The 10,141-nt window shown below is 40.7% G+C and carries 12 protein-coding genes; 5 read left to right on the top strand and 7 right to left on the bottom strand.

Features of this window, described 5'->3' with window-relative positions; genetic code table 11:
* The first annotated feature begins 253 nt into the window (after positions 1–253).
* On the top strand, positions 254–769 hold the full coding sequence (locus tag ACP45E_RS10845) for a GNAT family N-acetyltransferase (RefSeq protein WP_017037628.1): 516 nt from the start codon (positions 254–256) through the stop codon (positions 767–769).
* A gap of 65 nt (positions 770–834) precedes the next feature.
* On the opposite strand, the gene ACP45E_RS10840 is transcribed toward ACP45E_RS10845, so the two are convergent.
* A complete protein-coding gene (locus ACP45E_RS10840; RefSeq protein ID WP_017037627.1) occupies positions 835–2,196 on the bottom strand; it encodes a diguanylate cyclase in 1,362 nt (453 codons plus the stop codon).
* 325 nt (positions 2,197–2,521) lie between these two features.
* On the opposite strand from ACP45E_RS10840, the gene ACP45E_RS10835 reads away from it, so the two are divergent.
* Both ACP45E_RS10835 and ACP45E_RS10830 read left to right on the top strand, forming a co-directional pair.
* A complete protein-coding gene (locus ACP45E_RS10835; protein WP_017036758.1) occupies positions 2,522–3,667 on the top strand; it encodes a DUF3541 domain-containing protein in 1,146 nt (381 codons plus the stop codon).
* A gap of 159 nt (positions 3,668–3,826) precedes the next feature.
* Positions 3,827–4,993, top strand: coding sequence for a GGDEF domain-containing protein (locus ACP45E_RS10830; RefSeq protein WP_017036757.1), 1,167 nt, complete (start codon positions 3,827–3,829; stop codon positions 4,991–4,993).
* A 1-nt stretch (position 4,994) separates the two neighbouring features.
* Here the strand turns inward: ACP45E_RS10830 and ACP45E_RS10825 are convergent, their stop codons facing one another.
* A complete protein-coding gene (locus tag ACP45E_RS10825) occupies positions 4,995–5,270 on the bottom strand; it encodes a hypothetical protein (protein WP_017037626.1) in 276 nt (91 codons plus the stop codon).
* Between the two features lie 311 nt (positions 5,271–5,581).
* Positions 5,582–5,863, bottom strand: coding sequence for a pyrimidine/purine nucleoside phosphorylase (locus tag ACP45E_RS10820; protein ID WP_017036755.1), 282 nt, complete (start codon positions 5,861–5,863; stop codon positions 5,582–5,584).
* 365 nt (positions 5,864–6,228) lie between these two features.
* Here ACP45E_RS10820 and ACP45E_RS10815 point away from each other — a divergent pair, with 365 nt between their 5' ends.
* Together ACP45E_RS10815 and ACP45E_RS10810 are read left to right on the top strand one after the other, a co-directional pair.
* Positions 6,229–6,669, top strand: coding sequence for a DUF2850 domain-containing protein (locus ACP45E_RS10815; protein WP_017037625.1), 441 nt, complete (start codon positions 6,229–6,231; stop codon positions 6,667–6,669).
* Between the two features lie 139 nt (positions 6,670–6,808).
* Entirely contained in the window at positions 6,809–7,933 is a 1,125-nt protein-coding gene (locus ACP45E_RS10810) for a mechanosensitive ion channel family protein (RefSeq protein WP_017036753.1), read from the top strand.
* Positions 7,934–8,042: 109 nt separating this feature from the next.
* On the opposite strand, the gene ACP45E_RS10805 is transcribed toward ACP45E_RS10810, so the two are convergent.
* From ACP45E_RS10805 to ACP45E_RS10790, 4 genes are all read right to left on the bottom strand, one after another.
* A complete protein-coding gene (locus ACP45E_RS10805) occupies positions 8,043–8,252 on the bottom strand; it encodes a DUF1289 domain-containing protein (RefSeq protein WP_017039723.1) in 210 nt (69 codons plus the stop codon).
* A 37-nt stretch (positions 8,253–8,289) separates the two neighbouring features.
* Positions 8,290–8,772 carry a DUF1456 family protein gene (locus ACP45E_RS10800; RefSeq protein ID WP_017037624.1) on the bottom strand — a complete coding sequence of 161 codons (483 nt, stop codon included), beginning with the start codon at positions 8,770–8,772 and terminating at the stop codon, positions 8,290–8,292.
* Between the two features lie 110 nt (positions 8,773–8,882).
* Positions 8,883–9,188: a YkgJ family cysteine cluster protein gene (locus ACP45E_RS10795; RefSeq protein ID WP_017037623.1), complete on the bottom strand. Its 306-nt coding sequence runs from the start codon at positions 9,186–9,188 to the stop codon at positions 8,883–8,885.
* Positions 9,189–9,310: 122 nt separating this feature from the next.
* Complete coding sequence (locus ACP45E_RS10790; protein ID WP_017036750.1) at positions 9,311–10,000, bottom strand: pseudouridine synthase; 690 nt, start codon at positions 9,998–10,000, stop codon at positions 9,311–9,313.
* Positions 10,001–10,141: the final 141 nt, after the last annotated feature.

Genomic DNA, 10,141 nt, shown 5'->3' with positions numbered 1-10,141 from the left:
ACCCTCGGCTTAAGAAGGGTCAATCTTTATATAGCAGTATGTGTGCCAACTTTTTAAACACGAAAAAACCTGCTTATTGTCGATAAAACAACCAGATTCAGGCCAACACAATGCATAAGGCAGTTTCATAATAGGATTAAATTGCAAAATGCAAATATCAAAATGCAAATACCCCCCCCCCTAGACGCCCTAACAATTTTATGTGGTTATTAGTATACTTTTGACTCATCCAGAGCCCAATGGGAACTAAGAAGTGACACCACCCAATCTAGAGCTACTCTCTCACAATGACCACAGCGCACTTCTCGAGTTTGAAAAAATGAATCAAACTTGGTTTGAATCTTATGTTCCTGCGCGAGAAACCGGCTTTTATTCCGACAGCGGTCTCACTCAACACATTGACGATTGTCTGACACTTCACCAGTCCAACGAAATGCTTCCAATGCTTATTAAGAGTGCTCAAGGGGAAATCGTCGGTCGAATTAATCTACATAATTTGGACTTAGATGAGGGTTCTGCGCATCTCGGGTACCGAATCGCACAAAATAAAACGGGGCTTGGTATTGCAACTTTAGCGACCAGAAAAATCGCGATTCTTTGTAAGGAAGATTATTCGTTAAAACGATTAATTGCCCTTGCTGCAACCAATAACATTGCATCGCAACGGACACTCACTAATAACCAGTTTAGACAAACTCGAACTCATTCCAATTACACTCGATTAAACGGTAAGTTAATCCACTGCATTGAGTATCAAAAACAGCTTTAACTACTTTTCTAGCCGACTGGCTTCCATCATTCTCACATTCAGTTTGGAGACCATGCAGCAATTTTTTATGTTCCAAGCTGGCGACGTTTTTGCTGATACATCCGTTCATCGGTCACTTTTAACAGCATTTCCGCATCGAGATAATCATCACTGTACAAGGCATGACCAATACTGGCTCTAATATTGATCAAGTGCTGACCATAAATCACTGGGGTTTGGCAGAGTGCTTTGTGCAGCGCTATATTGACAATGTCGACATCATTCGGGTTAGAGATGCGAGACAAAATCACCAAGAACTCATCGCCCCCCACCCGAGCGACCAAATCGGATGAACGCAACACACTTTTCAACCTTTCGGCACACACCACCAAGACTTTATCGCCAGCAGCATGGCCGTAGGTATCATTAATCATCTTAAAACCATCAAGATCAATATTCAGTACCGCGAAGGTGCTGTTCTCTGTTTGGGCGCAATCTTTAAAAAGATTGTCTAGTGTGTACATGAAATAGCGACGATTAGGTAACCCTGTGAGTTCATCATGAAGTGAACGCTTGTGGGCCATTGTATATTGGCGGTAAATGACAAAAAGCGAGAAGGTCAATAGTAGCGTAATAGGGTAGCCAATTAGGCGAGCAATATTGGCCCTATACCATGGAAGATGAGACAACGGATTTTCCCTAAATGATGCAACGAGCTCCCAACTACCATGGGGAAAACGCACGGTTGCAGTACCAAATGCGTCATCTAAATACGCTGATCGACCAAAAAACACCTCACCATACTTTCCCATACTGTCTAACCCTTGAATAGCCAATTGATACTTATGACTCAATGACTCGACACCGACACTATGAAAAAGTGAATTGAGGTCAATGACAATGCTGCTAACTCCCCAATACTCTTTATTAAACGGAGGGTCGGTAAATATCGGAATTCTCGCTATTACCGCTCGTCCTCCTTGCACTAAGTCTATAGGACCTGCAATAAACACATCTTGAAGATCATGGGCTTTCTTAATCGAATTCCACTGTGCAGGCACCGTTTTGTAGTCTAAGTTGAGAGCCTGTTGATTTCCCTTTTCTGGATGAACAAAGCGAACAACATCATCGGGGGCTAACCCTATAAGACGTATGTGCTTCCCTTCTCTTAGAATATTCGTCGCCAGCGCGCGCCAACTTTTCGTATCAAATTCAGGATTCACTGTTATCAATGCACTGAGGCTTTTCGTTTCATAAATATCGGCCAAAATCGCGGCCTCAAGCTGTGCTCGAACAATTGACAACTCTTCTTTTGCTCGTGTTAAAAGATCACTGTACAAGTAATTATTTTGGCCTCGATTAATCCATTCAATCGAGGCAATGGCTGTGAAGACATAAAGGATAAAAACCAAAAAAATATAATGTCGATTTCGTCCTTTCAGCTTCATGAACACCTCTGATTACATACAATCCGACAAACACTTAAAAACACAGAACAATTAGACCGACTCTTCACATGACCACCTCATCCACATTCAGTCCTATTAGAATAGGCGTATAATCGTATTTTGCGTAACTAACACGACGACTTAGCGACATTACCTTCGTCTTTTAAACCTACTACTTATCAATTCCCTAATCTGTGTGGCCGATGATTATCGAAAGGTTGTGATCGATAAATTGTCTTTAACGAAACAAACCCTGACACAATACTTACAACAAAATTTATCATGGCTGATACGTTGAGGACACTAATAAAAAGGAAGAATCACCATGCTCAATGTTAAAAATATCAATGCAGTGATTATCGCTGGGCTGTTGATCATTGGGGTTATTTTTGTCGATGGGGTCAAGGCTCAATCAAACGCTATTGAGAATAGAAGCATACCCACATCGTTGTCTGACAATGGGTTTAAGGCAAGTCGCTATCAGGAGTCTGCAACTCTCATCAGGGAGACTTACGAATCCCAACTCTATACCCTTTCAGCATTTAAAAAAGGACATTTCGGCTTACGTATGTACCGACAAACCTTAGACGAAAAATATGCTGGGGCTATATGGAGTGACATGGCTAGGGTTGCCAGCCGACTCAACCGATTTTCACAAGAAGTGCACACCGCTGAGCAAATCATTTTGTATTCAGAAAACCGCCTAAAAAGCTATCTTGGGGAAACGGATGAAAGAAGCATTCGTCGTTACAACACGACTCTTCATCACCCTGAATACCTGTATTTAGGTGTCGATTTACTGGGTTCAATGGCCAGAGCAAATGAATATGGCCTCAAGCATCAAGATGATAAAAAACTGCGTGAAGTTTTACGTCGATACGATTTCAATCTCTATGCAACAAACCCTGACATGATAAAAGCATGGGCAGCGCAATTAGCGAATCAAGTCTATTGGTTAAGACAGTTACAAGAACAAGATGTCGTTGAGGAATTTACTACTGCATTTCGCTCTACCTATCCAGATTATGAAGACAAACAACTCACATCACAGCAGTATGGAAATAAGATTTATGGCATGACGCATATCATTTTTGCTGACTCGCAGTATTATCAAAAGCCTGTCAATGAAGTGAGCCACCAGTGGATTTATGATTATTTTCGAGACAATATCGATACCATTTTATTGCGCACCAAAGAAGACATTATAGCCGAAGTGGGTATCGCATTTTTGCTCGCAGGGTTAGAGGACGACCCAGTCGTTGAAAAAACCCGGCAAGCGATTCAAGGGGCCGTGAATAAAGATCGAGGCATGATTCCATCGACAAAAGGAGACTTTGATTTGAGTTATGGCGAACATCGTAATGTTTTAGCCATCATGTTACTCGATTGGCAGGGTCCTCATACGGCCCCCGTCTTTAATCAGCATAAAAACCTATTCAATAATATGCCTTATGGTCTAACGGGAAAATAAACACACCAATCCAAAGCGTTCAAACGAAAAACGCACATACAGGGCTGATACTCATTAATTAATGATTATCAAAATAACGTGATTGCTCTCACATTCAAAATTAGCAAAATCTTAATTTTAATCTACGCTTTAATAGATCGTAGATTTAGGCGAAAAACAATGCCCCAACTGGTTGGACGACATTTAGAAGAAATGGCGAATATGCGCTCATCAAGGCAGCGTAGGATTGTGCTTATTTCTTCTATTATTGTGGGTGTGTTTCTAAGCTACTACGCCTTTGGGCATTTTCTACACCACCGCTACTTCTTTGGCTTTTTTAATCTATCAACGTTGCTGATTATCGTTGCTAATGTTCGTTATTTGCTTAAACATCCGACATCTAACCATTCAGAAATGATCCTCAGTGGTGTGCTACTGTTACAAGCACTGGTGCTTCTTCTCTATGGTGAAGCCATAGAAAACCGAATATTATGGCTGTTTCCAATTATTGCTTCGATTACCTTCATAAACCAGTTTAAAGTCGGTTTGCTTTTCAGTTGCTCGTTTTTTCTGATCGTTTTGTTTTCAGCTCTATCCCCAGGAAATCTTGTCCTGCCGAGTGACTATTCTATTGATACTATATTGTTCAGTCTTTTTGCGGTTTTGGTGATCTGTAATACGTCGTCTTATTACTATGCTAAAGCGGTTAACTATATTCAGAGCTTATATAAAGAAGGAATCGAAGGCTTAGCTTACATGGACCAACTCACAGGGCTGGCCAATCGATGGAGCTTTGAAAACTGGGCGGTTGACAAACTAAAAGCGGAACCGGCTAAAGGGAGCATCACCGCACTTATCTTTATTGATATAGATAACTTTAAAAGTATTAATGATAATTATGGGCACGATGTCGGTGACCGTGTTCTACAAAACTTTGCGAGTCGTTTAAAAAACAATATACGAACGAAAGATCGCCGTACCAATAAAAACGATTACTCCATCGCGCGTTTTGCCGGAGATGAGTTTGTTATTCTTCTCTATGATGTGAAATCACGTAACGATCTAGATGGGATACTCGACAGGATCTGTAATATATTCTCAGACAAGTATAAAACTGAGCAACGAATCAACTCTTTAACCGTCAGTGTGGGGGCCGCTATTTATCCATCCGATGCACCTAATCTATCAGAGCTCACTCGCTGCGCCGATAAAGCAATGTACACCGCGAAGTACCGAGGTAAAAACCAATATTGTTATTACCACGATGAACCTACCGAAAAAAGCATAGAAGGTCATGATCAAGACAATGTAACTCCGCTGAAACAAGTAAAGTCATTATCGCCTTAGCTTAACCCGCCATATACATGGCCCACAAACTCACTAAAGCCGCTACAATCAACCAAATAACATAACGTGCTGTATTTGGGCTATCTTTCCGTGGTTTGATCACTGTTTTTGTCGCAGCAGAACGAGCCGCAGAGATGACACTCTGGTGCTTTCTTTCATATTCTCTTCGTTGCTGAGCTTTGTTCGCTATGTCCGTAAATCGCTGTCTTTGCTCTGTCGTTAGTTCTTTACTTGGATCGTAGCGCTGAGATTCATTTTGCTTTGGTACTACCGCCATGAACACCTCCTATGCCGACTTGGTCATCTATATAGTGTAGTAAATACTATATAAATCAGCGAAATTTTTGGATTCTCTACCTGCAATTCTGCTCTGTTTTTTGTAACAGAAAAACAATGCTCAATTGAACATTGCCAGCGATGCATATATTAAGCCGTGAGCAATAAACATAAATGATGACCTTTGATAATCTGAGTCTTTCCAAAATATATCAAAAGGCCATCATGAAGTACTTAAACTAACTTGCCACCTGTTTTCAAACGTATCTACTGGTTATGAACGTATCTACTCTTTACGTTCATACATTGAGATTATAGGTACTCACAGAGATACGCTGTTGGAGTTGCAACTTTAACATCAAACGAGGAGTTACCCTCTACGTCAAATGCTTCCCCTTCCTGAAAGGTAACCCAATCAACATCATCGCGACGCTTAATGGTTAGCGCCCCTTTAACTACCGTCATTTTTTCAGCCGAACTCGTACCAAATGTGTATTCCCCTTCAGCCATTACCCCAACACTGCTTTCCGCGCTTTGCTGAGAAAAACCTAGAGACTTTACGCCACCGTCAAAATACTCGTTTACTTTGATCATTCATTCTTCCTTGCTAAATACCGCTCCCTTTAAGAACCCTATGTCCTTAACGGCTAGCCTTATGTTTTAACCAATTATGGTATTGATCTCAAGACAGAATTTTATTTTGATACTTTTTATAAACCGTGCCGAACGACTCAGAACATGTCTCTAAGCTAAGAAATCCAGAAAAATGACGTCTTTCGCTCTATCCTTTAAGTAGAGCATTTGGGCTAGAGATCATATTTTTTCATCTATTGTTTGATTGAATAGTAGATATAGGACAACCTGACTTTTCATCGTCATTTTTAATGTGAGTACATAGCATGGCTACAGTCAGGGGGAAGCCAACACGCAAGGCGACGCCAAAAAGGAAACGTAAACCGATGATGACCAAAGAGCAGATAATAAAAAGCGCCATTTTTTCTGTCATAGCGATTCTTTCAGTCTCATTTTCATCATTAATCTATTTCAGTTATCAAAATTTTATTAACCCTGAGCATGTGTACGGTAATTGGATAGAAATTGGCTCGCCAAAATACGATACCGATATACTGTTACTTTCTGATTCCGGTGTGTATCGGAACAAGCGATTAATCACAACTAGGTTCGATTTCAACGGCGAAAAAATAGAAATAGAAACAGGAAAGGGAATGTTTATTTATGAATTAGCAGGGACACCAAATTCGCCCCAGTTGAAACGCATTTATCCTAACAGTCCAACAAAGCGATTTATTAAAGAGGGTTACGAAGACACTGTATCAAACGAAAGTGGTGGTGGAAAAAATCGTCGAGCCGCTTTATCTGAACATTTTAGCCAACCGTAATTCTGCTCTTTGCAAACATCTTTCCTTAGCAAACACATTCATATCCTAACCCATTTTAATATCAAGAGTTAGTAGGGTGTTTAATGCAGAAGAATCCCTTTATAATCATCACAGACACTGACTAACAAAGATCATAGCAATGGATGCATTCCTTCAACAGATCCACAATTTTGTTCTCTCATTACCCCAAACCGAGGGGAGCAGTATTTATTTCATTACAGCGGTAAGTCTATTTGCTTGGATCACATGGCGTATTCTATTTACTCGTCTAGAAACACTGACAGAAAAAACATCATTCCAATGGGATAACCTAACCTTAGATGCGCTAAAAACCCCGATTAGTACGCTCATCTGGTGTTGGCCTGCCACGATTTCCTTAGGCGTATTTCTACAAGGCCATTTCTCAAGCGACCTAAACTGGCTAAATACATTGAAGCTGATTTTGGTGATCAGCGTATTCGTTTGGATAACGCTGAGACTCATACACAATGTTGAAGAGTATGTCCTAAGTAAAAAAAATCGGGATGAAACGACCGTTCAAGCGCTAGCCAAAGTGGCTCGGCTGTTTTTTGTTACCATTGGTTTATTGACGACAATGCAAGCATTCGGGCTCAGCCTTTCTGGTCTGCTTACATTTGGTGGTGTTGGCGGTTTAATCGTTGGTTTCGCAGCTAAAGATTTATTGTCAAACTTTTTTGGTGGGATGATGATCTACTTTGATCGCCCATTTAAAGTGGGAGACTGGATTCGTTCACCAGATCGAGAGATCGAAGGTACGGTTGAACGAATTGGTTGGAGAATGACCATTATTCGAACATTTGATAAACGACCGCTGTATGTCCCAAATTCGGTATTCAGTAGTATTGTTGTAGAGAACCCTTCAAGAATGCAAAATAGACGCATTAAAGAAGATATTGGGATTCGTTATAACGACAGCAGTAAAGTCGCATTGATTGTGTCTGACATAAAAACCATGCTCAAGACTCACCCAGATATCGACAGTAAACAAACTTTGATCGTCAATTTCAACGCGTTTGGGCCTTCGTCTCTTGTTCTTATGGTCTACACCTTCACGAAAACCGTAAACTGGATTCGATTTCATGAGGTAAAACAAGATGTGCTACTGAAGATTCTAGCGATTATTCACAAGCACGATGCCGATATCGCCTTCCCAACTCAGACTCTGAATATCAACCCTCTGGATGTCAACCTGAAGGAACGGCCCGAAACCACCCAGTTAACCCAACCAGAAGCTCACCTTTAAATCAAAAAAATAGCTGTATTCTAGGGTGAATACAGCTATCACTGACAAGCAAAATATAGTGAGCAATTCTTGGTTATTCGTTCCTGATGACTCTCGCTCTCACAAGCCATTAATTACCAGCTGGCTTTCTCAGTTCACATTGCTGCTTAACGTGAACTTTTTGCTCATTAGTCATTGAACTCCAATCGAGGATTTCCTGCAAAGCTCGGTAACAACCTAAACAAACGTCCTTATCATTCAAACAACAGTGACGAGTGCAAGGTGACTCTATTTCTACACGTTTTTTTGATTGCTTGGTTGAATAGTGGTTTGGATCCATACCGTCTGAACCTTAGTTTTATTAAGCGAAGCTGTTACTACTCTTGAAATTCAGCGGTATCAGTCGGGCGCAGTTGACGCTGTACACCCATAAGGAAATTACGAAGGATTTGGTCTTTACACTCTCGATAATGCTTATTTTCAGGCTTACGGAAGAATGAGCTCAGTTCGTGTTTGCTGAGTCTAAAATCAACAAGCTGTAAAATATCTAAAATGTCTTCTGCTTTTAAGTTCAATGCGATACGTAATTTTTGGAACACCATATTATTGTTCAAATTACTTTCTGGCTTTGGTTGCTCGCCTTCTCGCTTACCACGTTTTAAATTAATCAAGCCATTCAAGAATGAAGAAAAGTCTGTATTTTCTAGTTTGATAAAAGACTCATCTTCTTCTTTTTTCAACCAACCCGCGACTTGCTCTTCAGTGACTTCTAAATCAGCAAGAGAAAAGATCTCAACCATTGTGGTGTTTTTAAAATCAAAGGTATAACGGATGCGACGTAAAATATCATTATTGGTCAAAATAGTTCCTAGTCTTAGGTAAGCCCAGCACAATCAACACGATTACTGGAAGAGCGGCGATTTTAGCAGAGTTAGCTCGATCTGCCCTACACATTATTATACGCCTCATTCTATTGTTTAGAAGAAAGCAGCTCCTCTCTTTCATCGCGGCATTCATACGAACCCATTTCAAATTCTCTGCAAATCAAAGGTCGGTTCTCGTAAATCGTGCACATTAATGTTTCTCGATCGACCGCAGAACACCAACCATCATCAAGGCGCAGCATGGTTTCTCCCCCCCATTTATCATAGGCAATATGGTGCTCTGGGACACCCGTATCGGTAAGAATCACCACTTCAAGACGGCAGCAACACGCTTCACAATTGGAGCACAATATTTCTGGTTCTGGCGTTATATCTTTAATCGCTATCGTCATCGGTTTCTCGATCTTAACTACTGTACTATCAAGGCTGCATAGTACTTGATATTGAACACTTAATCGAAGTTCATTTTTCTAGTGATATTGCTTGTTAATGATAATGATATTGCGTGCTCGTGTTATTGATTAAACGATTGGATTTCATTTGATGTTAAATAGCGCCACGCCCCGCGATCAACATCGAGTTGAATCTTGCCAATTCGCTCACGGTGCAGCGAAACAACTCTATTGCCCACCGCAGAAAACATTCGCTTAACCTGGTGAAACTTCCCTTCTGTGATGGTCAATAACACTTCTTTTTCGTTTATTTCTTCTAAAACAGCGGGTTGCGTTAGATTTTGTTCACCTTGTAGTTGAATACCCGACAAAAATCTCTCTGCAACATCATCGCCTATCGGTTTCGATAAGCCAACACGGTACACTTTTTGGCATAACTTAGTCGGCACCGTGATATTAAATGACCAATGTCCGTCATCTGTGATCAACACTAAACCTGTTGTATCAGCATCAAGCCGACCAGCAATGTGGAGTTCAGATTTATTGTCTACATCAAGGTAATTGAATAGCGACGGATACACTTCATCGATATTAGAGCAAATAGTACCGGCCGGTTTGTGCATTAGAATATAGCGAAATGGGCGTGGTTTTAGCATACATCCATTCAAGGTAACAATATTGTTAGCATGAACTTGAGCCGCCTCATTAATTGATACACTGCCATTAATCATGACCTCGCCACGTTTAATACACGCAGCGGCTTGCTCTTTGACTAATAGGGTACTTTTACACACAAATTTATCCAGACGCATGTTTGCACTCCGCTAGGTCTATTTGACGGTTTATCGTGTTTACTTGAGCTAATACTAATCGAACTAAATCGTACCAATCACAGTAAGTAAGTGATCAGAAATAGCGCAAGAAAAAGGCTTGAGAACAAGGAGGAATTTTTT

Origin of the sequence: Vibrio genomosp. F10 str. 9ZD137, from assembly GCF_049974785.1 — a bacterium.
Taxonomy (GTDB): domain Bacteria; phylum Pseudomonadota; class Gammaproteobacteria; order Enterobacterales; family Vibrionaceae; genus Vibrio.
This window is presented reverse-complemented; position numbering and strand designations above follow the sequence as displayed.